The 24944-nt window shown below is 41.3% G+C and carries 20 protein-coding genes; 4 read left to right on the forward strand and 16 right to left on the reverse strand.

Annotated elements, in window-relative coordinates:
• Nucleotides 1–961: 961 nt before the first annotated feature.
• The 9 genes from QMG11_RS13495 to QMG11_RS13535 all read right to left on the reverse strand — a co-directional run bounded on the left by QMG11_RS13495 (nt 962) and on the right by QMG11_RS13535 (nt 10020).
• Nucleotides 962–2038, reverse strand: a complete 1077-nt coding sequence (locus QMG11_RS13495) for a PQQ-dependent sugar dehydrogenase (protein ID WP_281836637.1) — start codon at nt 2036–2038, stop codon at nt 962–964.
• Nucleotides 2039–2473: 435 nt separating this feature from the next.
• On the reverse strand, nt 2474–3124 hold the full coding sequence (locus QMG11_RS13500) for a helix-turn-helix domain-containing protein (RefSeq protein ID WP_281836639.1): 651 nt from the start codon (nt 3122–3124) through the stop codon (nt 2474–2476).
• 363 nt (nt 3125–3487) lie between these two features.
• Nucleotides 3488–3871, reverse strand: coding sequence for a VOC family protein (locus tag QMG11_RS13505; RefSeq protein ID WP_281836641.1), 384 nt, complete (start codon nt 3869–3871; stop codon nt 3488–3490).
• A 101-nt stretch (nt 3872–3972) separates the two neighbouring features.
• Entirely contained in the window at nt 3973–4596 is a 624-nt protein-coding gene (locus QMG11_RS13510; RefSeq protein WP_281836642.1) for a (2Fe-2S)-binding protein, read from the reverse strand.
• Nucleotides 4597–4641: 45 nt separating this feature from the next.
• Nucleotides 4642–5811: a helix-turn-helix domain-containing protein gene (locus tag QMG11_RS13515; protein WP_281836644.1), complete on the reverse strand. Its 1170-nt coding sequence runs from the start codon at nt 5809–5811 to the stop codon at nt 4642–4644.
• A gap of 1111 nt (nt 5812–6922) precedes the next feature.
• Entirely contained in the window at nt 6923–7699 is a 777-nt protein-coding gene (locus tag QMG11_RS13520) for an SDR family NAD(P)-dependent oxidoreductase (RefSeq protein ID WP_281836646.1), read from the reverse strand.
• A gap of 184 nt (nt 7700–7883) precedes the next feature.
• Nucleotides 7884–8789, reverse strand: a complete 906-nt coding sequence (locus QMG11_RS13525) for an amidohydrolase family protein (protein WP_281836648.1) — start codon at nt 8787–8789, stop codon at nt 7884–7886.
• Between the two features lie 11 nt (nt 8790–8800).
• Nucleotides 8801–8968, reverse strand: a complete 168-nt coding sequence (locus QMG11_RS13530; RefSeq protein ID WP_281836650.1) for a hypothetical protein — start codon at nt 8966–8968, stop codon at nt 8801–8803.
• A 536-nt stretch (nt 8969–9504) separates the two neighbouring features.
• Nucleotides 9505–10020, reverse strand: coding sequence for a shikimate kinase (locus tag QMG11_RS13535; RefSeq protein ID WP_281836652.1), 516 nt, complete (start codon nt 10018–10020; stop codon nt 9505–9507).
• Between the two features lie 119 nt (nt 10021–10139).
• Between QMG11_RS13535 and QMG11_RS13540 the strand changes: the two genes are divergently transcribed.
• The 4 genes from QMG11_RS13540 to QMG11_RS13555 are packed head-to-tail and all read left to right on the forward strand — an operon-like array spanning nt 10140 to nt 14199.
• Entirely contained in the window at nt 10140–10391 is a 252-nt protein-coding gene (locus QMG11_RS13540) for a (2Fe-2S) ferredoxin domain-containing protein (RefSeq protein ID WP_281836653.1), read from the forward strand.
• Nucleotides 10388–12106, forward strand: coding sequence for a [Fe-Fe] hydrogenase large subunit C-terminal domain-containing protein (locus QMG11_RS13545; RefSeq protein WP_281836654.1), 1719 nt, complete (start codon nt 10388–10390; stop codon nt 12104–12106). The genes QMG11_RS13540 and QMG11_RS13545 overlap by 4 nt, the downstream gene beginning before the upstream one ends.
• On the forward strand, nt 12103–13260 hold the full coding sequence (locus QMG11_RS13550; protein ID WP_281836655.1) for a SpoIIE family protein phosphatase: 1158 nt from the start codon (nt 12103–12105) through the stop codon (nt 13258–13260). The genes QMG11_RS13545 and QMG11_RS13550 overlap by 4 nt, the downstream gene beginning before the upstream one ends.
• A 27-nt stretch (nt 13261–13287) precedes the next feature.
• Nucleotides 13288–14199, forward strand: a complete 912-nt coding sequence (locus tag QMG11_RS13555; RefSeq protein ID WP_281836656.1) for an alpha/beta fold hydrolase — start codon at nt 13288–13290, stop codon at nt 14197–14199.
• Nucleotides 14200–14306: 107 nt separating this feature from the next.
• Here QMG11_RS13555 and QMG11_RS13560 read toward each other — a convergent pair whose 3' ends face one another.
• The 7 genes from QMG11_RS13560 to QMG11_RS13590 form a co-directional block, all read right to left on the reverse strand.
• A complete protein-coding gene (locus tag QMG11_RS13560; RefSeq protein WP_281836657.1) occupies nt 14307–16742 on the reverse strand; it encodes a glycogen/starch/alpha-glucan phosphorylase in 2436 nt (811 codons plus the stop codon).
• Between the two features lie 21 nt (nt 16743–16763).
• Nucleotides 16764–18194 carry a glycogen synthase GlgA gene (gene glgA / locus QMG11_RS13565; protein WP_281836658.1) on the reverse strand — a complete coding sequence of 477 codons (1431 nt, stop codon included), beginning with the start codon at nt 18192–18194 and terminating at the stop codon, nt 16764–16766.
• Nucleotides 18195–18206: 12 nt separating this feature from the next.
• Nucleotides 18207–19367, reverse strand: a complete 1161-nt coding sequence (glgD, locus tag QMG11_RS13570; protein WP_281836659.1) for a glucose-1-phosphate adenylyltransferase subunit GlgD — start codon at nt 19365–19367, stop codon at nt 18207–18209.
• Nucleotides 19368–19383: 16 nt separating this feature from the next.
• Nucleotides 19384–20529: a glucose-1-phosphate adenylyltransferase gene (locus tag QMG11_RS13575; RefSeq protein WP_281836660.1), complete on the reverse strand. Its 1146-nt coding sequence runs from the start codon at nt 20527–20529 to the stop codon at nt 19384–19386.
• A 4-nt stretch (nt 20530–20533) separates the two neighbouring features.
• Complete coding sequence (gene glgB, locus QMG11_RS13580; protein ID WP_281836661.1) at nt 20534–22420, reverse strand: 1,4-alpha-glucan branching protein GlgB; 1887 nt, start codon at nt 22418–22420, stop codon at nt 20534–20536.
• Nucleotides 22421–22667: 247 nt separating this feature from the next.
• The gene (locus QMG11_RS13585; RefSeq protein WP_281836662.1) at nt 22668–24062 is read right to left on the reverse strand and encodes a sensor histidine kinase; all 1395 of its coding nucleotides are present in this window, start codon (nt 24060–24062) and stop codon (nt 22668–22670) included.
• Nucleotides 24062–24721, reverse strand: coding sequence for a response regulator transcription factor (locus QMG11_RS13590; RefSeq protein WP_281836664.1), 660 nt, complete (start codon nt 24719–24721; stop codon nt 24062–24064). The genes QMG11_RS13585 and QMG11_RS13590 overlap by 1 nt, the downstream gene beginning before the upstream one ends.
• Nucleotides 24722–24944 lie beyond the last annotated feature (223 nt).

The raw sequence follows: 24944 nt of genomic DNA on the forward strand, positions 1-24944 counted from the left end.
ATTGATAATCATAGAGTTAGAGGGCTAAGCAGGAAGTTTTTTAATGTTAGTTTAAAGATATTATTATTTACAATAGAAAAGGCCATTGCAATATTGAAAATTATACAATACTTTTGCAACAGCCTATATCGATTAAAATAAAAAAAAACATTTACACCCCTCTTGATTATTCCGTATTCCTGCTTCCTTTATCTAGAGCATCTAAACTGGCTATTCTAAAAATAAATTGCTCTTATAGGTTCTTCCCATATATTTGAACTGAAGATTCTTTTTATGAAATTCAAATAAAAAATATTTGTTTACTGTATAAAGTAATAATATCTTTCTATTTAATACTTGTATTATTTCAATAAAAAAGCAGTCACTTAGAGTGACTGCTTTTTTATTAGGTTTACAGTATTTATAATAGCCTTCCTGTCTATTTTTAAGACTTCCGGGACTTTACTATCCTTCATATCCCCTTCAAACTTCCTAGCCCTCTTAAGAATCTTAGGCAGCATATCTTTTTCTTTTTGTCTTTGGACTTTTTTTACTTCTACCCTCCCTATCCGGCTTACCTCAGGTCCACCCTGATTCTTTGCTTTACCTCCTTCCGAGACTGTTCAAAGGCCCCCTTGATATCATCAGTAGCTTTTGCCACCTAAAACCTCTCTAAGGCTTTTATAGTATCCTTAATAAGTTCAGCCGCCGCTCCCTCTACTACTTCTCCAATTGAAGGGACAGCCCTATCAGCTATCCTGTCCCTTGCTCTTGGGTTTATAGTAACCTTCCTGGCGGCTCAGACCTGGAGACTGTTTATTTAATTAAAAAAAAGATTGGTCCAAAACTAATCTAAGGAACAACCTCATCATTTTGTAAATCTAAAAGAGGGTGACCCAAAAGGTTCACCCTTATTCACTTTTTGATATGTCATCTTAGTATGAAAAAAAATCAAAAGCAGAGAAAACTTGGAGGAAGAGTCCTAGAGGTAGAGGCGGATGATCCTGCCAGAGTCTGTACCCACAAAGATCGATCCGTCTGGTGCCTCTTTTATAGCTCGTACCCGTTCTCTGCCGAAAGTGTCTATCCGCTCCTCCTTCCAGCTTCCATCTTCTTCATAGAGTCTGTTTAGATGAGTCAGTTTAAGAGCTCCTGAGAAAAAGCTTCCCTTCCAACCTTTAAACATCTTTCCGCTATAGATAAAAAGACCTGAAGGAGCAATGGACGGGGTGAAGTGATAGAGGGGCTGTTCCATTCCCTCTTTTTCAGTACCTTCACCGATACTAGGTCCATGGTACTCACGTCCGTAGGTAATCACAGGCCATCCGTAGTTTTTCCCAGGTTCCACTAAGTTGATCTCATCTCCCCCACGGGGTCCATGTTCATTTATCCAGAGCTCACCCTTACTCCTGTCATAGAAGATTCCCTGGGGGTTTCTGTGTCCGTAACTATATATTTCAGGGAGGGCACCCTTTCTTCCCACAAAGGGGTTATCCTTCACTGCTTCTCCCTCTTTGGTTATCCGGAGGACCTTCCCCTGGTGGGTATCCAGCTCCTGTGCATACTCTCTCTCTCCCCTGTCACCTACTGTGATAAAGAGGTTCCCCCTGCTGCTCTCCTCTATCCTGCTCCCAAAGTGCCGCCCCTCATTGTTTTTTTCCGTAATGGCTGTAAATATAGTCCTTCCCGCCACCAGCTTCATATCTTCCCACCGGGCACTGTAGACAGCAGTGGTGAGGCCTGCTTCTTTATCCCGGGCTGAATATGTTAAAAACACCTGAAGATTATTATCTATATGGATATCCAATAAGCCCCCCTGTCCCACAGCTTCAACCTCTGGTATCCCTGCTATTTCAGTGATCTTCTTCGTTTCCAGATCAAGGTGTTTTAATCTTCCCTCCCTCTCTGTAAATAGTATATTACCCCCAGGCAGAAAATCAAAAGCCCATATGATACCCTGGCCTCTTGCCACTACCTCAATTTTAGGGGAGTATGATGACGAAAAATTATTCACACTTAAAGATATTAACAGAGTAAGAATCAAAATAGTTTTATTCATAGAAAACCTCCCTGGATTCTGATTTCTAACAAATTTTATATTGAATATGGCGATAAATCAAGGAAGTGTAGGAGGGCTAAATAAAAAAAGAGAGCGACTTAAATACTTAAATAAATCAGAAAAATTTGAAGTCAAAATTGAAGGGTGACCCTAGTAGAAATTCTACTTATGGGTCGCCCTCTTTGTATTTCTATCAATAGATTTAAATTATAAGATAACGCTATCTGAGTTTAGCCTTTCTTATAAACGACTGTTCCTGATGCCTGAGTAATTGTTAGTTGTCACAGTCAATCATTCTAGGTATTATATCTAATTTAGTTAATTATCAATAATTATTATAAAAAAAGTAATATTTTTTCATTTTCTAATCTCTGTTGGTTTATCCAGAACTGACTCTTCCTTTTTTCAAAATATTTCTAGATCTTCCCTGCTATTCTATTTCTCAAAGCGTTTCTTATATTCTTCCAGTCTAGCTTGATCCTTTATCTGTATTCTTCCACTACTCCTATCAATTATTTCATATTCCTGAAGCTTCTTTAGAAACCTCTGAAGACTTCTCTGTTTTATGTTTAAAAGCTCTGAAAGCTCTTTTGTCCCTCTTGTATCTATAGTTTTAGACCTCTCCAGGTATTTTATAAAAAACTCCTCGTCTGAGCACATATTTTTAAGAAGAAAATATTTAGATTTTTCAAAATGTTCCTTTACTCCCATCATCAAAAGTTTTTCAATGGCTTTGCTCTTTCCATCAAACCGAAGATCCATTAGTTTTTCAAAGGGGAGATAAGCAATTTTAGAAGGCTTTTTTGCAATTATATCAACATCAAAGCGTTTACTCTTCTCTACCATCCTGTTAGAAAAAGAAAAATTAATTCCTGTAACCTCTCCCCCGAAAAAGTCCATATAGAAAATTCCTCCCTCTGGAGTGTAGACTAGGTGTTGGACATGTCCATTTATTATATAGGTCGCTATGTTATTATGAGCGTTATATTCTCCTACCTTCATATCAGAGATAACTATCATATCCTCAAAGGAAGTACCTATAAGTTCCTTTAAATTCAGTTCATAAAGTATTTCAGCTTTAGTCATAATCTCACCTCTGAATAGTTGTCATTTTATTTGTCTGTTTTTATGCCTGATCTATCAGATTTATCATGCATACTTTTCGACATCCTCCCTAACAACTCTATAACTAATTCCTGCTCCTTTGGTCAAGTCTATTTTTTTCTACTAAAAAAGATAGTTGATCGAGTCAAGTTTCGTAATACCTACAACATCTGGCCCGGATGACTTCACGAATTCTTTTATCAGAAAGGACACACCTTAGATTTAACATCCAAGCCAACATTTGCTAAATACTGTACTGGTTTTCCATTTAAAAGTTAATGACTTCCTTCATTATTCAGTCCTTCTTTATGTCGTACTTTGAAATGGGATTCATGCTATAAGTTTCTATCCTCTAAACTCTATTAACTCTCCGTCGGGACCTACAAACACTACTCTACGCCACCTTTCTTCTCCTGGTTCTCTTGCTCCAACAGGGTGAGGTTCGGTATTGACAGGAATACCGGCATTTAGCAGACGGTTATAATCTTCGTCGAAGTTATCACTCTCAAGACAAAAATGGAATCCCTGATCTGCTGAACCTGAATCATCAGGCATATGTATCAACTCTAAAACAGTATCCCCCAGTTTAAGATAAACTATTTTTTCTATTGCGGGAAAAGGTACATCATGTTCATAGTATTTTTTGAAGCCCAGATACTCCTCGTAAAACTTTATAGATTTGGCTCTGTCCTTAACATTAAATGTTATATGGTCGATTCGTTTAAACATAAGATTATTTCTCCTTAACTATACTTTAATTAAATTATTACAACACACTCTAAATCTTTCAGCTCTCCTGCTTTGTATTTTTATACAATGATGTCGTTCTATTACTTTTTTGTATCAATTATATTTTGTAACAGAGCTTTACACCTTCCACAGCCAGCTCCAGCTCCAGTTACCTCTCCAACTTTTTCAATTGTATCTGCTCCATCTTTAACTGCGTTAACTATGGCTTCTACTGAAACGCCCTTGCATCCACACGCGACTGATAATATTTTTTCTACCTCTTCAATACATCCACCGCAGCCTGTGCCTGCACCTGTGATTTCTTGTATTTCCTCTAAAGTACGCGCACCACCAGCCATGGCTTTCCTGATATCTCCAAAACTCACTTGTTTACAGTGACAAATAATTTTGTTTACAGGGATTAAAATAGCCGCCACAAATAGAATTTCATCACTTCTCAGTGCATGCATTGTTCCGGCAGGAGCAACAAATGTATCTCCCACGTTTAATTCCACTTCCCCATCTTCTGAAACTCCAAATCCGGAACCTTTTATACAATAAAATATTTCATCTTTATCGGCATGATCATGTAAAGTTACTTTTACACCGGCAGGAATACAATAAACATTTGTTTCAATACCTTCTTTAATAGCATTTAAATCAACTCCTTCTTGGAGAGCTCTTAAATTCATTTTTTCTCTTATAGCATTTTCATTTGCATTCATATTTTTACTCCTTTTATTCTTTTTATACTCAATTTTATTTAAACCTTACCAAATTTGCCGCTCATCTACGACTGGAATAAGAAAAGCTGTAACATAGAGATCTCCATCACTTCTCAGTGAATGCATTATTCCAGCAGGGGCAATAAAAGCCTTGCCTACCGTTAACTCCACTTCTCCGTTCTCCAGTACACCAAAACCCGAACCTTTTATGCAATAAAATATTTCATCTTGATCTTCATGTTTGTGCAGTGGAACCACTGCTTTTGAAGAAATATGATATACATTTTCTTCAACAGATTCCGTAAGTCCATTTAATTCTATACTTTTACTGCTTAACCAGCTGTTTTTATCATGCCTTATCATATTTCTAAATTCACTGGGGCTGATTTTTGTATTTTTCTTAAAAAATCTGGTCATGTTGGATGGTTCTGTAAACCCTAATGCATAAGCAATCTCATTGATACTTTTTTGTTCAAAACTGAGTTTAAGTCTTATTTTTAGAATTAATTGCTGAATAATATACTGCTTAGCTGACATATCAATTGCTTTTCTTGTCATTAAGTTAACCGTCTTTTTCGAGACATGCATCATATCAGCATACTCTTTCACAGATTTCACACTATTAATATTTTTTTCAACTAATTCAGTGAACTGTACAAATATTTCATTTTTTTTATATTTTGATGTACTTTCTCCTAAGGAACTGTTCAAGAGTATCTGTACAAAAGTGTTGAAAGCGGAAGCAATTACCTTATTATCTACAAACTCATATGAATTTTGGTACATATCATGTATGACCTTTAAAAGGGGGGTTAATGTTGATATATATAAATCCAGACAATTAACATGTGGATTTAAATAACTGAGTTTAAACAATTCTTTTACTTCAGAAGTTTGATTGCTTAAAAATTTACATAAAAACCCTTCTGTAAACATTATTAAGTATCCCTCTAAGTTATGGAATTCACTGTATCTATGAACACGATTCCTGGATATTATTAAAAGCTCCCCTGCTTTAATTGTGTATTCTAAAAAATCAATTTCATGGACACCCTTACCTCCAGTGACAAAAATTAAATTGTAAAAAGAGGTGCGGTATGATGTTTTAATGAAAGATTCATCAACAGATTCAAAAAAGCTCTTTAATGATATAATTTCAAAGCCTTTGTTCTGCCCTTTCTTATTTATAAGCTCAATCTCTTCTATATTACTCATAATATCTCCTTTTATATTAGCTGCACTGCTGAAAAAGATAAACTGTTTCTTTTATTGACTCAAACACATCACAAATATAGAAATTTAAGATATACTCAAAACAAGTAACTATAATTAGTATAAATCCAACTTTAATATTTTACAATGTTATACCCGAACCAAAAACATTCAAAATGAAACCCTTAATTATTTTGGAAGTATATGGATACTTTCCTTTTTTAAGGGTTATTAACTGCTCTTCCGCATATAGCTTTTACAAGTTCCCATATGAATTTATATTATAACCCAGGCCTAAGTATAATATTTATACTTAGGCCTCTTCATTACATTTAAGCTCCTTATTATTTATTAAATATAACATTTTTATTGAACTTATGAGGTGTAATGGAATAGTGGAGTTTGTATTTCTGTGTTATGCGAACCCAATAAAAAGCAACGTGACGCTGCATCCTAATAATCAGTTGAGACACTCATTTTTTAAGTAACTGTTTTAAAATTTCTATACTTTCCTTAACAACAAAAAAAGAGCCAATTAGGTACGGATGTCCATTTGAATATATGCACTTTTTGTTATTTAAAGGATATAAAGTTAAGAGCAGTAAAGATTATTATTCGATTATGAAAAAAAGGAGCGAACGATGGAAATTTTACAAAGTCTTATATGGCTCGTAATATCATTTGGTATTTCAACGATGATAATAACTATGTGTTACGTAATCCTTTTAAAGTCATTAGTTTTCTTGAAGATACTTACCTATGAAAAACGTCCATTTCGTGGTAAAGATGGAGCTATTATCATGCTGTTTTCAGTGATCTTGTTTCTATTCATGGTTGTCAAAAATCGACAAGATATTTTTCCTTATCTTAGTTGAATAACATTAATCTCTAAAACTAAATCGGTCTCCCATAACCGGTATAAGAACTTCAATTACTGGTACTCCAAATACAACTATTAGTGATTAAAGTTAAAAATTATTGGTAATGAGGAGCTTTTGAAAAAAATATTTTAAGAAACCACAGGGCGTTACTCTTGCTCACCTGGTAAAATAAGTTTTTATTAAAAAGGAGGGGTTCCCCCCTCCTTATTTTATTAACTAAATCATATTTTATACTATTTCACTTCTTTATATATATTAGTTCCCGTTGCCTGGTGATTAGGCATTAGAGTGATCTCACTGATCTGTACATTCTGCGGAAGGTTTGTCGCATAGATAACTGTGTCAGCCACATCATCTGCTGTAAGAGCCTCTATCCCCTTGTACACACTGTCTGCCTTTTCCTTGTTCCCCAACCTTATCACACTGAAGTTTGTCTCAACCATTCCCGGCTGAATATTAGTTACCCTTAATGGAGTGTCTATAAGATCTATTCTCATCCCGTCTGTAAGGGTCTTTACCGCTGATTTAGAAGCACAGTAAACCCCTCCCCCTGCATAGGCTGCATTTCCTGCTGTGGACCCGATATTTACTATGTGTCCAGGGATATTGTTTTCAAGCATTAAAGGTATCACTGCTCTGCTTACATATAGAAGTCCCTTTACATTGGTATCCATTACCCTGTCAAAGGATGCAGGATCACTCTCATGGATCTTGGTCATTCCCACTGCCAGCCCTGCATTGTTTACAAGGATATCTATCTTCTTGAGGTTCTCTGGAAGACTATCTATACCTGTCCTTACATCCTCAGGATTGCTCACATCCTGTAACAGAATATTTACCTCTACTCCGTATTTATTTTCAAGGTCCCCCTTTACCTCTAGGAGCTTCTCCTCCCTTCTAGAGGTAATGATGAGGTTTGCCCCCTGTTCTGCATATCTCTCGGCTATTGCCCTTCCTATTCCACTGCTGGCTCCGGTAATAAACGCCAGCTTTCCCTTTAGTCTGTTCATTCTTCTTCCCCCTTTTTATTTATAGTTTATCTTTTTATAAACGACAAAATGAATAAACTATACCGTATTGATATGAATTATCTACGCAAAAATACTAATAATTCATCCAATAACTATATCTCTGTGGTTATTATAACTCCATCCACATTTTTGTGCAAAGAAAAAAGAGGGAATTTCCCCCTTCCTACCGGTTTATCCTTCCAATAAGGTTTCCGTCTATAATTACACTTACCGCCTCAAGAGGATCCTCCTCCCAGATAACGATATCGGCGTCCATCCCCACACATATCTCCCCTACCCTGTGGTCTATATTTAAAAACCTTGTAATCCTTCTGTTAAACTCCAGTGCTTCCTGGAGCTCCTCCAGGTTGTGGGGCGGGGCATCCCTTCTCTCTCTGATGGTATGGATCCTCTCATCCTCAAGAGCCTTTAGAGTATATCTGTTTTCCACCGAGGTTTCCACCACTCCGCTGAGATTGTACCTCTCTATAAGCCGCACAGCATCCAGTACAGCAGAGCTGCTCTCAGCCCTGAAGATAACAGGGTGTCTCTTTCTCAGGATCTTCTCCGTAAACCTCACCTTGAGCCCCTCCCTTCCTGCTACCTCTTTCCCCTTCCGGTACTCTCCCAGAAGTTCTATAAAGCTTCTTATCTCTGCCATCCTCTCTCCCAGGCCTTCATCTCCCCCAAGGATAACCCTTATAGCAGCATCCTCCTTGATTACATAGTCCTCTATAAGGACTTCGTGGGTTTTGACTACACACACACTGCCACTTATAAGGTTGTTGTTTTTAGGATGAACTACAATACTTGTGATCCCCTGGTTCAGATAGAAGATAAGCTCCCGGCCAAAGAGATCCAGCTCCTCTATGGCTCTTATTCCAGGGGTAAACCTGGCTACAGCCCCCTCTGTTTCCGGAGAACAGTACCCCACCAGTCCACTGGTTGTAAGGAGCCCTCCAGCCTCTATGACCTCTGCCCCCTCAACCTCTATATTTCCACCTATTCTTATAATCTTTCCCCCATCTATAAGGATATCCGAGACCTTACTATCCTCCATAGACAGCCGGGCGTTTTTTATAAGTAACAATTAAACCACCTCTACCCTTCACTTGATGGTCTTCTATAGATAAATAGTACGCTGTACTTTGAATCGGTTACGGCATACTTCATCTCAACAATATCCACCTGACTGTCCCCTAAAAAATACTCTACCTTGCTCTCGAAGATCTCCCTTACACTTTCCTCTATAATCTTTACCTTTCTCATGCTCCTCCCCCCTATTGCAGTTATTTTTAGCTGTTTACGCGAAGATCTCCTCCACCAAGATCAACACAAAACTGAAAAAACTAAAGCACCTCAAGATTTTTCCCATACAATCACTCTCCTTAAGTATAGTTACAAAAAATCCCCTTCTTTCCTTTTTAAGGTTAGAATGAGAGAAAAAATAGTTTAATCTCTCCAGATTAATTTTAAAAATAAGATTTTTCTAAAAAAACTCACCACGAATTATACTAATTTAAAATGCTCTTTGCAGTCAGTCGTGCCACTATACATTAATTAAAGAGTGGGTTCATAGTCGTCAGACTTCACAATAAGAATATGCTTCGTTCCGTTAAACTCCTTTAGGCTCTGTAGAGAGCCCAGCAAAGGAACGGACATTATGCCCGGCTTAAAAAAGACAATTATGAACCCCTAGATTTTCTTTGGTTACTTTCTTGCATCATGGCAAGAAAGTATTATCTTCCCATAATAAAAAAATAAGGAACTCATGGGGCCTTCTCATATGAGACAGCCTGAGTTCCTTAGCTTTCAATATACTTTCTCTTAATATCATCCACAGTATCGTAGATAGTTGAATCCTCATCTATCCTTACACTGTAGTCACAGGAGATCCTGTAGAGCTTCTCCCTCTTTCCGTGGAGATCCTTAATAGTAGCATACATATCCTCTACATTGAGCAGGGGTCTGTTCTTTCTCCTCTTTACCCTGTTGTAGACACAATCAAGGGTACAGTCCAGGTAAACCACAAAGGATGTTTTCCTGAGATTTTTAATGTTGGCATTATCTATTATAACTCCCCCACCAGTTGATATCACCACATTGTTATCTCTGGATTCCTCCTCCACTATCTGGTTCTCCAGCCTTCTAAAGTAGGTCTCCCCCTTCTCGGCAAAGATCTCTGGAATGGATTTCCCCTCTCTCTCAGTTATGATTCTATCTATATCCACAAACTTCATCTCAAGGGCTCTGGCCAGCTGTCTTCCCACAGTGGATTTTCCGCTCCCCATAAACCCTATAAGAGCTATGTTATCCTTCATCGTATCACCTCTCCATAAGATTATAGCACCTTTTCCCACCGTTGTTAAGGCTACTTTTTATTGTGTCAAAAATCCGATTATGGTAGACTGGAAATATACTTTTTAAAGGGGGGATATGAATGATTGTACTAAAAGTTTGTGTTGGAAGCGCCTGTCACGTAAGGGGTTCCTATAATGTAATAGATACCCTTACAAAACTCATAAAAAAGGAGAGGTTAGAGGATAGGGTTGAGCTGAAGGCCTGCTTCTGTCTGAATAACTGCTTAGAGGGTGTTTCTGCTTCAGTAGAGGGAAGCGACAAGGTCTACTCCTTCTCCAAAGATGGAATTGTTGAGGAGTTCAGAACTCTTTTAGGGGAGATGGAGATATGAAGGTAATGAATTTTTCCGAGGCTAACTGCCACCAGTGCTATAAGTGTGTAAGAACCTGTAAGGTTAAAGCCATAAAGATAGAGGATAACCAGGCTCATATAATTACCGACAAGTGTATCGCCTGTGGTCAGTGCTTTGCCAGCTGTCCACAAAATGCAAGAAACATCCATTCAGATGTAGGTTTTGTGAAAAATTTAATAAATTACCAGGAGAAAGTTACCCTCTCTGTGGCCCCGTCCTTCAGGGGGTTCTATGAAAGTTCCGATAAGTTTACCACTGCTCTTCGGAGGTTAGGGTTTTCAAAGGTGGAGGAGACTGCTGTGGGGGCAGACATCACCTCCAAACTCTACAGGGATTATATAAGGGAGAGCAGGGATGACCTATTTATCACCACCTGCTGTCCATCGGTGGTTCTTCTCATTGAGAAGTACTTTCCCGAGGTGATCCCCTATGTGATTCCCTATATGTCGCCTATGATGGCCCACGGGAAGACCATCAAGAGGGAGGATCCCAAAGAGAAGGTGGTGTTCCTGGGACCATGTATCTCAAAGAAGTGTGAGTCCCTCACCAAGAAGCATGCAGAGACAATAGATGCCGTTCTTACCTTTGATGAGGTATCCCAGTGGATGGCCCTTGACGGGATAGACTACCACCTGGAGGAGGAGAGTAAGTGCGACAGGTATGGAAGCACATCTGGAAGCTCCTACCCTGTAGTGGGGGGAATCCTAGAGGGGATAAAGGATGTACTTGAAGAGAAGAAACTCACTCATATGAGAGTGGACGGAGTGGGCGAGTGTATGGAGATCTTCCAGGAGATCATAAATGGGAACCTGAGGGGAGCCTGTATAGAGGTCAGCGCCTGTAGAAAGAGTTGTCTGGGAGGTCCCAGCGGCTCAAGGATAGGTTCATCGGCCTTTTCCAGGGTCCAGAAGCTGAAGAAATACCTTCAGGAACAGGAAGCCATTGATCCAGAGAAAACCCTGGATCTGAACACCATAGAAAACCACCACTACTCCACCTCCTTCACAGACAAGAAGATCGTGGAGGAGCTCCCATCGGAAAAGGAGATCAAGGATATCCTTCTATCCCTGGAGAAGAGGAGTATAGAGGATGAGTTAAACTGTGGGGGATGCGGCTATGAGACCTGCAGAGAGAAGGCTATCTCCATCTACAAGGGGATGTCCCATGCAGATATGTGCATCCACTATGTAAAGAAGTGCTCTGAGAGGATCTCCAATGAGATCTTTGAAAACTCTCCAAATGCCATCCTTATACTGGACGGGGAGAAGAGGATTGTGGAGTCCAATATGGCCTTCAGCAGATTCTTTGGTCTTGCTCCCTTTGAGCTCAAGGACCATCCAATAGATACCTTCGAGTTTCTGGATAGTGTAAGTAACCTGTTGGAGAGAAAGGAAAACATCCTCTGGGAGAGGGTCTCCTTTACCAGGGATAACCTCCACATGATGGTAAGCGTCATCCCAATGGATTCCAGAGAGGATACCCTTCTCATCTTCACCGATGTGACCAAGGAGGTCATGAGAAAGGAGGAGATCAGGGAGCTCAAGGAAAAGACCCTGGAGATTACTCAGGAAGTAATCGAGAAACAGATGAGGGTAGTACAGGAGATCGCCGGACTTCTGGGGGAGACAACTGCTGAAACAAAGGTTGCCCTGAACAAGGTAAAGGATGTATTTAATAAAGAGGAGAGTCTATGATGGAATACTATATAGATGCTTCATACAGAAGCTTAAATAAAAAGGGTGAGGAGCTGTGTGGGGACAATGTAGAGTATATAAAGACCGAGGACGGCTGTATTATGGTCCTCTCAGACGGACTGGGGAGTGGGGTAAAGGCAAATATCCTGGCTACCCTTACCTCAAAGATTGCCGTCACAATGCTCATGGAGGGATCCACCATCGATGAAACCATGGAGACCATTGTCAATACCCTTCCCGAGTGCAAGGTAAGGAAGCTCGCCTACTCTACATTTACCATAATAAAGCTCAGCGACAACGGGGAGTGCTATATGGTTGAGTACGACAATCCCCCATGCTTCTTCTACAGAAACGGCTGTGACCTTCCTATAGATAAGGTTGAACGGCATATAAACGGAAAGACCATCTATGAGAGTAACTTCAGGTTCCTTCCAGGGGACCTCCTCACTGTAGTAAGTGACGGAGCTGTCCATGCTGGGGTAGGGGAGCTCCTCAACCTGGGATGGCAGTGGGACAGTATCAATGACTTCCTCAGAGGAATGTCCCAGAAGAAGTTTGCAAGGGATATAGCTAACGGACTCCTGGAGGTATGCAACACCCTCTACGACGGAAAACCAGGGGATGATACTACAGTCCTCGCCATAAAGCTTCAACCTGTAAAGTATGTGAATCTATTTACCGGGCCTCCCAAAGACAGCACTCTGGACTGGCTGATGGTAGATATCTTGCATAGAGCTCCCGGGATGAAGATCCTCTGTGGGGGAACCACAGCCAATATAGTAGCCAGCCACTGGAAGAAGGAGATCCAGATCGATCTCTCAGGATACTCTCCAGACTCCCTTCCCCCTGTGGGACACCTGGAGGGAGTGGACCTTGTTACCGAAGGCCTCATAACCCTAAGCAGAACTGTAGATTACCTTAGGGAGTATAAAACATTCAGCACAGCTATAACCCAGGATGACGGGGCAGGTATTCTAGCACGGCATCTACTCTACGATGCAAGCCATGTGAATATCTATGCAGGGACTGCAGTAAACCCTGCTCACCAAAACCCCGACTTTCCCCTGAGCTTCAATATAAAGCTCAAGATTGTAAAGGACCTGGTAAAGATACTCCACTCCCTTGATAAAAAAGTTGTTTTAGATTACCTTTAAGTTAAGGTGATTTTTTAGGAGGTACCTATGAAGGTTAAGTTAAAGGATATACACATCAGGACATGGACTCCTGAAGGAACCCTTGTGGGGATAGTTCAGATAATCCACGGTATGGGTGAGCACGGAGGGAGATACGATCAGCTGGCAAGGCGGCTCAACAAGGAGGGGTACCTGGTAGTATCCACAGACCACAGGGGACACGGCCTCTCAGTAGAGAAGATAGAGGCGCTGGGAGTGATCCCCCAGCCCTTCGAGACCCTTATAGAGGACGAGATGGAACTCACCTGCCAGTTAAAGAGGGGATATCCCGGTATTCCCCTCTTTATCCTGGGACACAGTATGGGATCCTTTATGGCTCAGGGGCATATGAAGAAATCTACCGAGGAGGTAGAAGGGTATATCCTCTCTGGCTCATGCAGGACTCCCTACCTGAAGACTGCTATGGGATCCAAGCTGGGAAAGATAATAGAATTAATCAGAAAAAATAAGAAGAGTAAGCTTATGAATAAACTCCTCTTTGCAGGGTACAACAGAGCCATCAAGGGAAGGATCACTGCCTTCGACTGGCTCAGCAGGGACAAGAAGGTTGTAGCCAGATATATAGAAGATCCCTACTGCGGGTTTGTCTATACCTCTGGATTCTACGCTTCATTTCTTGCCTACCTGAGCAAGCTCTTTCATAAACATGACTTTGATAGTCTGGATAGGGATATTCCCCTCCTTATAATGTCTGGGGACAGGGACCCTGTGGGATTCTATGGGAGGGGAGTAAGAAGACTTGCTCATTTCTATGAAAAAATGGGATTCCGCAACCTCAGGCTGAAACTCTATCCAGGGGGAAGACATGAGATGATCAATGAGATAAACAGGGTAGAGGTCCACGAGGATATTCTCCAGTTTTTAAAAGGCAACCTGACGTTGCATCCTAACAATCAATAGGAGTACTAATTACTTCATGTAAATCTTTTATAAATTCTATACTTTTCTTCAAATAAGAAATCCAGTGAGGGGTTAATCCCTCACTGGATTTCTTTTGTTTATTCCGTCTATATGCTCTCCCTCTCTATATCCCATATATCCCTTGCATACTTGGATATGGTGTTGTCCGAGGAAAAGTATCCCGCCTTGGCAATATTTACCAGGCACATCTCATTCCATCTCTCCCTGTCCCTGTAGAGCTCCTCAATCTTATTTTGAGCTTCCACATAGGCCCAGAAATCCTTCAATACGAAGAAGTAGTCGTTCTCCTCCAAAAGATATCTGCAGATATCACTGAATTCACTTCCCACAACTCCAAGGCTGCCATCTACAAAGCTGGCTATGAGCTCTGCTATCTCAGGGTTGGATTCGATAAATTTATGGGTATCATTCTGGAAGTTCTCATAGAGGCTAATAACCTCATCTGAAGTCATTCCAAAGAGGACTATATTGTCATCTCCCACCAGATTATGGATCTCCACATTAGCCCCATCCAGAGTAGCCAGAGTAACAGCTCCATTCATCATGAACTTCATATTACCAGTCCCCGATGCTTCCTTGGAAGCAGTGGATATCTGTTCACTTACATCTGCAGCTGGAATTATCTTCTCTGCCTTGGATACACTGTAGTTCTCTATGAATACTACCTTTAACTTATCATTTATATCGGGATCATTGTTGATTATCTCTCCCAGGGTGTTGATAAGCTTGATTACATTCTTGGCAAAGTAGTATGCCGGTGCGGCCTTGGCACCAAAGATAAAGGTACGAGGATGGATATCAAAATCCTTGTCCTTCTTCAGCTTCTTATAGAGGTAGAGGATATGCATACAGTTTAACAGCTGCCTTTTATATCCATGGACCCTCTTTACCTGGACATCGAAGATAGAGTTTGGGTCTACCTCTATACCATTCTTCTCCTTGATATACCTGGCCAGCTCCACCTTATTCTCATGCTTTATCTTAGCCAGCTTCTTTAAAACAGAGTGATCCTCCTTAAACTCCATGAGCTTTTCTAGGCTCACAGGATCCTTTCTCCAATCAGTTCCAATGTGGGTATCCAGCATAGCTGAAAGGGCCGGGTTACTCTTTATAAGCCACCTTCTATGAGTTATACCATTAGTCTTGTTGTTGAGCTTCCCTGGATAGAACTCATGGAAGTCCCTCAGCTCCTTCTTTTGAAGGATCTCAGTGTGAAGGGCTGCCACCCCGTTTACCGAGTGACTTCCCACAATGGCAAGGTTTGCCATCCTTACAAGGCCTTCCTCTATAATGGACATCCTGTTTACAACATTCCAGTTGAGATACTTATTCATTACCTCCTGACAGAAACGTCTGTTTATCTCCTCTATGATAAGGTAGATCCTTGGAAGAAGTTTCTTGAACATCTGTATAGGCCACTTCTCCAATGCCTCCTCCATTATAGTATGGTTTGTATAGGCGCATACCTTCTGGGTTATCTCCCAGGCCTCCTCCCACTTGAGTCCCTCCTCATCTATAAGAAGCCTCATAATCTCAGCCACAGCCAGGGCCGGATGGGTGTCATTTATATGGATAGCTACATAGTCATCCAGTCTCTTAAAATCTATTCCCAGCTCCCTGTGATAGTTAAATATCGCCTGGAGGCTGGAGCTTACAAAGAAGTACTCCTGCTTTAATCTCAGCTGCTTCCCGTTTTCAGTGGAGTCATCGGGATAGAGCACCTGGGATATGAGTTCCGCTGTATACTTTCCCTCAACCGACTGCATATAGTGGCCGCTGTTGAAGTTTACAAAATCAAATTCATCTGTATCTGCCTCTGCACTCCACAGCCTCAGGGTATTTACAGTATTGTTCTGATATCCAGAGATAGGTATATCATAGGGGATTGCCTTTACTGTATAGTAGTTTTCATGAACTACCTTTAGGTGTCCCCTTACAGTTGCCACATAGGCATCTCCCCCAAACCTTACCTTTACCCCTCTATTCTCCTTCTTTACCTCCCATGGATACCTCTCCTTGAGCCAAAGGTCTGGGACCTCTACCTGATACCCATTCTTTATCTCCTGTCTGAAGAGTCCATACTTATATCTTATCCCGCATCCGTGTCCTGGAAGCTCTAGGGAGGAGAGGGAGTCTATAAAGCAGGCTGCCAGACGCCCAAGGCCTCCATTACCAAGACCTGCATCTGGTTCCTCCTCTACTATCTCTCCAAAATCTATCCCCATATCAGCAAGAGCTTCCTTGGCCAGCTCCCTTATCCCAAGGTTTATAAGGTTTCTTTCAAGAAGCTTTCCAATTAAAAACTCCATGGACAGGTAGTAGACCTGCTTGACCTTCTTCTCCCTGTACTGCTTATTGGTTTCCAGCCATCCCTCGGAGATATAGTCCCTTATCACCTTGGAAAAGGCTTCATACTTCTGGTTCATAGTGGCATCTGGCAGTTCCTTAGCATACATTCCCTTCAAAGCATTGAGAAGCTTTTCCTTGATGTCTTCCTTGGTTATACTCTTTATATTTTCCATGCTATCCCCCCTAAAAAACCACTACTTTGCCAGTTCTAAATATAGTTTTTTATAGCTTCTTCCCACCTGGCTCCAGGAGTTCTTCATCTGCATACCTCTAATTATGAGATCGTGCCACCTCTTTGGATCCTCATAGAGCTCCAGAGCTCTTGAAATTGTATCCAGCATCTCGTGGGCGTTGTAGTTTACAAAGGTAAACCCTGTACCAGTATTTGCAAATTTATTATAGGGCTCTACAGTGTCCTTAAGTCCCCCTGTCTCCCTTACCACCGGTACTGTACCATATCTCATGGAGATCATCTGGGAGAGACCACATGGCTCAAAGAGAGATGGCATTAGGAACATATCTGCTGAAGCATATATCCTCTTTGCCAGGGCATGATCAAAGGTTATATTGGAGGAGAGTTTTGCCGGATACATCTGAGAGTAGTATTCAAAGAGATCCTCAAAGTCCTCATCTCCCGTTCCCAGTACCACTATCTGGACATTCTTCTCCAGAAGCTCCTGAAGAACATGGGCCACAAGATCTATTCCCTTCTGCTTTACCAGCCTTGTAATTATCCCTATCATAGGAACATCCTCAGCTACAGCAAGACCCAGTTCCTTTTGAAGAGCCAGCTTATTCCTTACCTTCTTGTCCAGCTTGGACTGACCAAACTTAACAGCTATCTCCTTATCCTTACGGGGATTGAAGATCTCATAATCGATTCCATTTACTATCCCCGAAAGCTTATCTTCATAGAGGTGGAAGAGGCCGTGAAGGCTCTCACCGTAAAACTCACTCTTTATCTCCTCTGCATAGGTTACACTTACTGTGGAGATATGATCGGAGTAGTTGATTCCCCCCTTCATAAAGGAGATCCCGTCATAGAACTTCAGTCCGTCCTCCCTGAAGTAAGAATCATATGGGAGGGCTACAGTATCTCCTAGATTCTCCCTTACAAATATCCCCTGATACTTGAGGTTATGGATGGTATAGAGGGTTTTTATTCCATCATATATCCCACTCTTCTTCATCTCATTGAGATAGAGGGGTACAAGTCCCGTATGCCAGTCATTGCAGTGGATCACATCTGGTTCAAAGCCCAGTACATCAAGGGCTGAAAGAATACCCTTACTGAAGAAGGAGAACCTCTCACAGTCATCTAACTCACCATAGGCTTTCTCCCTGTTGAAGTAGTACTCATTATCCACAAAGTAGTACTTTACTCCCTCATATTCAAGGGATTCCACACCACAATACTGATTTCTCCAATTTAACTGCACATAGGTATGCCCCATGTGAGTCATCTTACTTCTGTATTTATAGTCTATAAGGGAGTATTTAGGCAGAATCACCCTTACGTCTACTCCCATCTTACTAAGTGCCTTTGGCAGGGAGTGTGCCACGTCTCCCAGCCCCCCTGTCTTTATAAAAGGCCATGCCTCCCCTGTAGCAAACAACACCTTCATCTCTTTACCTCCTTAAATGTCCTCAAGCGGCCAGTAAAGCTCCCTGAATGCTTCAGTGGAGATCCCTACCTTCTTCTCTATTACAAGGGGGAACTCCTTGGCTGCTTTTAGTTCCTCGCCACTGTTAATTACTGTATTCTTGTCTATTATAACATTCTTTAACTTGGCATCCTTTCCTATCTTACAGTCCTGGAGGATGATGCAGTTCTCTATCTCTGCCCCCTCCTCTATCCTCACATGTCTTGCCACCACACTGTTGGTAACCCTTCCGTCTATAAGGGAACCGTTGGCCACAAGGGAGTTAGTTACCTTGGAACCAGTGGTAAACTTTGTCGGAGGAGTATCCTTTATCTTGGTAAAGATCCTTCCATTTTTAAAGAAGAGATCCCTCCTGATATCCCCGTCTAGGATATCCATATTGAGATCGTAGTACTGCTTTGTACTGTTTATACACTTTAGGTATCCGTCAAACTCATATCCCTTTACCACAAGCTCTCCCCTGCTCACAGTGAGAAGATCCCTTATATTTTTATACTCTCCTCCCTGGGTAGATTCTCCCAGGAACCTTATGAGGTGCTCCTTGGACAGGATAAAGGTTTCCATGGAGATATTTTCCCTCTTTCTGAAGTGGAGGTTCTTACCTATTCCAATGATATTGTTATCCTCTCCCACCTTTACAGTATCACAGTTTTCAAAGGCTATATCTGCATTATCCACAGTCTTATATGCCATTGTTATATCTGCTCCGCTCTCCTCGTGGACCCTGATCATCTCCTTGAGGTTCATATTGCATACCATGTAGGAGGTAGCCACAATTACATGCTCCTGCTTACTTCTGTAGAGGTACTCCAGATTGTTCTTCAAATTAGTCACATCTGTAATTCCTCCCTCTGTAGCTCCAGAAGCATGGAATAGGAATAGTCCGTCCCTCTTTCTGTCAAGATCCCAAGGACTTCCATCCCCTAAGTGATCCACAAGGGATCTGCTATTTATTTTCTTGGTATAGAGTCCAATATTAGTTACCCCTGCATTGGTAAGGTTTGAGAGAGCAAAATCTATTACCCTATATCTTCCTCCAATTGGTATAGAAGCTATAGATCTATTTTTAGTCAAACCTCTTATATCTGTATCGTCTTCCCCTAACAGTAGAACTCCCATATAGTTATTTAACATCTTCTTCCCCCTAAACTTACTTTAATATCTTATTTCCATTTACAACTCTATAATCCTCTATTACAGCTACTTCCTTTCCGTCCCCTATAACGGTATGATCCCTTACAGTTACATTGGACCCCAAGATAGCCTTATTGATTATTACATTCTCCTCAAGCTGAGAATTTTCCATGATTACAGAGTTTATTACCTTAGTATTTTTACCTATCTTTACCCCTGCAAAGATTACCGAGTTTACTACCTCTCCCTCTATCTCACACCCCTCTACTATCATGGAGTTATCGATCTTTGCATCTGGTCCTATAAAGTGAGGGGGATAAGCTTCCTGTGGAGAGTAGATCCTCCAGTCTCTGTCAAAGATATTCAGCTCATTTTCCGAATCCAGGAGATCCATATTAGCCTCCCACAGACTCTTTATAGTTCCCACATCCTTCCAGTATCCCTTAAATGGATATGCAAAGAGCTTTTTATCGGCTTCCAGCATCTTAGGGATTATATTCTTACCAAAGTCATTGCTGGATTCAGGATCCTCCTGATCCTCCTGGAGATACTTCTTTAAGAGATCCCATTTAAATATATAGATTCCCATGGAAGCCAGGTTACTCTTTGGATTTGCCGGCTTCTCCTCAAACTCATAGATGGAGTAGTCGGGATTGGTATTCATAATACCAAATCTCGAAGCCTCATCGCCTGGTACTTCTATTACAGCTATTGTAGCCTCTGCTCCCATCTCCTCGTGGAAGGAAAACATCTTACTGTAGTCCATCTTATAGATGTGATCCCCTGAAAGGATCAGTACATACTCCGGATCGTAGCTGTCTATATAATTAATATTTTGATATATGGCGTTGGCGGTTCCTGTATACCAGTCTCCCCCCTCCATATTGGTATATGGCTGCAGTACCGTTGCCCCTCCATTTTTTCTGTCGAGATCCCACGGAGCTCCCATTCCTATATGCTTATTTAAGATAAATGGCTCATACTGGGTCAGCACCCCCACAGTGTCTATACCCGAGTTTGTACAGTTACTCAAAGGAAAATCTATTATTCTGTACTTTCCTCCAAATGGAACTGCTGGTTTTGCTATCTTTTCTGTTAGGGGCTTTAGTCTGCTCCCCTGACCTCCTGCCAATATCATAGCTATTATGTTCTTCTTAGCCATAGTTCTACCCTCTCCTTTTAAATTTCCCTTTATAATAAACTGCCGAAAGTGGCGGCACGTCTATTAATATATGTTGTTTCATATCATTCCACCCCTCTCTTACTGGATGGATCTCTTCCCTAACTTTCTCTGTATTTCCCCCATATATCTTCAGATCACTGTTAAATACTTCCTCATATACTGTAAATCTAGGAACTCCTACCTTGTAGCCTCTTCTCTCCACCGGGGTAAAGTTAAATACTCCCACAAGGAACTCATCCTTATCCTTCCCTCGCCTGATAAAGGATATTAGGCTCTCCTCGTGGTTGAGGCAGTCTATCCACTGGAACCCGTCCCCATGGATATCCTTCTCCCAGAGAGACTTTTCCCTCTTATAGAAGCGGTTAAGATCCCTCACATACCTCTTCATCTCCTTGTGCTTTGGATAGTCTAAGAGGTGCCAATCCAGTCCCTCATCAAACTTCCACTCAGCAAACTGCCCGAACTCCCCTCCCATGAAGAGGAGCTTCTTTCCGGGAGTTCCCATCATATACCCGTATAGACACCTGAGGTTTGGAAACTTCTCCTCATAGCTACCGGGCATCTTGTCGATGAGAGATTTCTTCCCGTGAACCACCTCATCGTGGGAGAGGGGCAGGGTATAGTTCTCTGCATAGGCATAGACAAAGGAAAATGTTATATTTTCATGATGCCACTTCTTATAGAGGGAGTCCTTACTCATATAATCCAGGGTATCGTTCATCCACCCCATATTCCACTTATAGGTAAATCCAAGTCCCCCTACATAATCAGGCTTAGTCACCATAGGCCATGCTGTGGATTCCTCGGCAAACACATAGTTGCCGGGAAACTCCTCCAGTACCGCTTTATTCACTCTTCTGAGAAACTCCACCGCCACAAGGTTTTCGTTCCCTCCATACTCATTTCTCAGTTCCGGGTGGCCGTTCTTTCCGTAATCCAGATAGATCATATTGGCCACTGCATCTATTCTCAGGCCATCTATATGAAATTCCCTCATCCAGTAGAGGGCATTGGAGATAAGAAAGCTTCTTACCTCATTTCTTCCAAGATCAAAGTTTGCTGTACCCCAGTCATAGTTTTCTCCTAAAAGGTTCCAGGAGTACTCATATGTAGGTGTCCCGTCAAACCTGTAGAGGCCGTGGGTATCCTTACAGAAGTGCCCTGGCACCCAGTCCAGTATTACCCCTATATTTTTTTTATGAAGGGCATCTACAAAATACTTCAGATCCTCTGGATTACCATACCTGCTGGTTACAGAGTAGTATCCTGTTCCCTGATATCCCCAGGAAGCATCCAGGGGATACTCTCCCACAGGCATTATCTCCACATGGGTATATGCCATATTCTTTACATACTTTGCCAGGTCATCTGCCATCTCCCTGTAGTTAAGGAACTCTCCGTCCCCTCCCCTCTTCCATGATCCCAAATGTACCTCATAGATATTCATGGGATTTTCATAGTGGTTCAACTTATCCCTTCTCTTTATCCACTTCTCATCGGTCCACTCATAGGTTTTCATTGGATAGATTACAGATGCTGTATTTGGCCTTACTTCCGAGTAAAATGCGTAGGGATCACTTTTATTGACGATAGTTCCGTTTTGACCCTCTATAGCATACTTATAGATCGTTCCCTCTGAAAGGCCCTCTATCTCCACTTCCCAAATTCCTTCAGCATTAATCCTTTTCATGGAGTGATTCCTTCCATTCCACGAATTGAAGTCTCCTACAACACTTACAGAGCGGGCATTTGGTGCCCAGACTCTAAAGATTATCCCCCCAGGGATACTATGAGCTCCCATAAATTCATATGCTCTCTTGTGTTCCCCCCTATGGAAGAGGTAAACATCTAGTTCATTTTTGCTACTCACAGCAGCTCCCCCCTTGTTAACTTTTCACGTCCTAACCTTTAAAACACTGATATTATTATTACCCCCTATTTATGAAAGAATCAAGTGAAAAAATAGCCCCCCTGGTGATCAATTTTTCCACAAACTGAATAGGTGTTCTAAATCAGTTCTTTATTTTGATATATAGTTTTTTTGTAACAAAACGACACTAGAAAACACAGTGTCATATGGAACACCTCCTTAAAAAAATTAACAAAAAAAGTGAGGGTTAACTCACTTCTTTAGGTATCCTTATTGTAAAGAGAACTCCTGAATCCTTATTTTCAGCAGAGTACTCCCCCTTATGGTTGTCCATTATATTCTTAACGATGGAGAGACCAAGACCTGTACTCTTTCCATTTTTACTTCTGGACTTATCCAGAATAAAGAAAGGATTCCATAGCTTCGCCAGCTGCTCATCTCCTATGGGGTCCGAGGTGTTGTATATCTCTACTACACCGCTCTCCCCCTCCTCATAGGCTTCTACCCTTATCTCCCCATGGTTCTTAACATACTTAAAGGCATTGCTCATAAGGTTATCCAGCACTATCCCCAGCTGCTCCCTGTCAAAAGTAACTGTTAATGGCATAAGCTTAGAGTTTAGGGTTATTCCCTTCTCCTTGACTATGGCACCATACTTGGCCAGGAGGGTGGAAAGTTCCTCCTCTACATCTATCTCCTCTGGTCTCATCTCCAGAAATCCTGCTTCAGCCTTGGACAGGAAGAGAAGCCTGTTTACCATCTTCTCCATCTTCTCCACCTCATCTAGGATCACATCGCAGTAGTACCCCGTATCCTCATCTCCCTTGAGCTTCCTCTTAAGGGCATAGGAGTAGCTGTTTATAATCGTAATGGGAGTCTTCAGCTCATGGTTTACCCCGGCTATAAAGCTTCTCCTCATCTTATCTATCTTCTTCTCCTTCTCTATGTCCTCCTTGAGCTTTTCATTGGCCTCACTTAGCTCCAGAAGAGCCCTTCTAAGCCTGTTTCTCATGGTCTCTATACTGTTCCCCAGACTTTTTATCTCAGTATTTCCATTGGGATTGATCCCTGTATTAAAGTCCAGGCGGGATATCCTCTTGGCTACCTCCTCCAGCTCCACCACTGGTTTGGTTATTCTTATGGAGAGGAAGTAGGCCAGCACTATTCCCACTATGAAGAAGACCATTACAACATTCAGGGTAAACCTTCTGTAGATATTTATGGAGTTTTTTATCTTCCCCACGTGACTCGTTATCACAAGGACCTCACTGGTCTTTGGAATATACTTCCCATACACTATTATCCTGGTATTGGTATTTTTGGATTTTCTGTCGTTGAGGATTATATTTCCGCTTATGAGTTTTTCAAGATCCAGGGCTCCAAAGTATATCCCCAGAAGAAAGTTTTCCCCGTTCTTCTCATATGGTATCCTTCTTACCTTTATTCCCCGAAGGTTTTCCAGCTCATCCACTTCCTCCTGGACATAGGACTTCTCAAGGGAGTCGCCGATTAAAAGTATCTGGTTTCTCTCCCTCTCTATATAGTAGCTCTCCAGATAGAACTTATTTATACTCTGAAGGGTTATACCAAAGGTCAGAATTATGAAGATAATAATCAGAAAGAGTTCATTTCTAATCTTCATCACTTCACCTCAAATCTGTAACCTACACCTCTTACAGTTTCAATATAGTCAGCCTTCAGCTTCTTACGGAGTCTCTTTACATGGTTATCTACCACTCTGAAATCTCCATAGTAATCGTACCCCCATACCCTGTTTAGTATCTGTTCACGGGTAAGGACATTCCCCTTATTTTCAGTGAGGTATTTAAACATCTCAAACTCCTTCTTTGTAAGCTCTATATCCTCACCATCTATAAAGACCTTAAACTGTTTTTCATTTATCACTATATTTCCAAAGCTGAGCTCATCCTTGCTCTCGCTAGGCCCTCTTCTGAGAAGAGCCTTTACCCTGGCTATTAAGAGATCGGGATTAAAGGGCTTGGTCAGATAGTCATCGGCCTTTAGCTGATAACCGAATATCTGATCGGAATCATCACTTCTGGCCGTCAGCATCATCACCAGTACATTGGAGTCCTTTCTTATCTCCCTCAGTACACTCCACCCGTCTATCTCTGGGAGCATTACATCCAGGAGAACCAGATCAAAGGCCTCTCCATTGAACTTATCTATAGCTTCCCTTCCATCAGCAGCTTCCACTACCTTGTAACCCTCCTCCACAAGGAAGTCCTTGGTTATCTTTCTTATTCTAAACTCATCTTCCACAAGCAGTATTTTTTTCATAGTCGTACCTCACTTCATCATGTTTATAACTTAATTATAATGAAATTTCCCCTCAAGTTAAACTAATTTTTAAAAAAAGATTAAAAGGTGCTTATTTAATATAGGTAATAACCCTTCAAGAAAGGTGACAATTACATCTGTTTTTTATCTTTTATAATCAGACTCACCTATGAGATCGCCCCTCTCCCTCTCCCAATTCTTTTGCAAAAAAACATTGAAATAC

The organism is Propionigenium maris DSM 9537, assembly GCF_027925155.1.
In the GTDB taxonomy this organism is placed as follows: Bacteria; Fusobacteriota; Fusobacteriia; order Fusobacteriales; family Fusobacteriaceae; genus Propionigenium; species Propionigenium maris.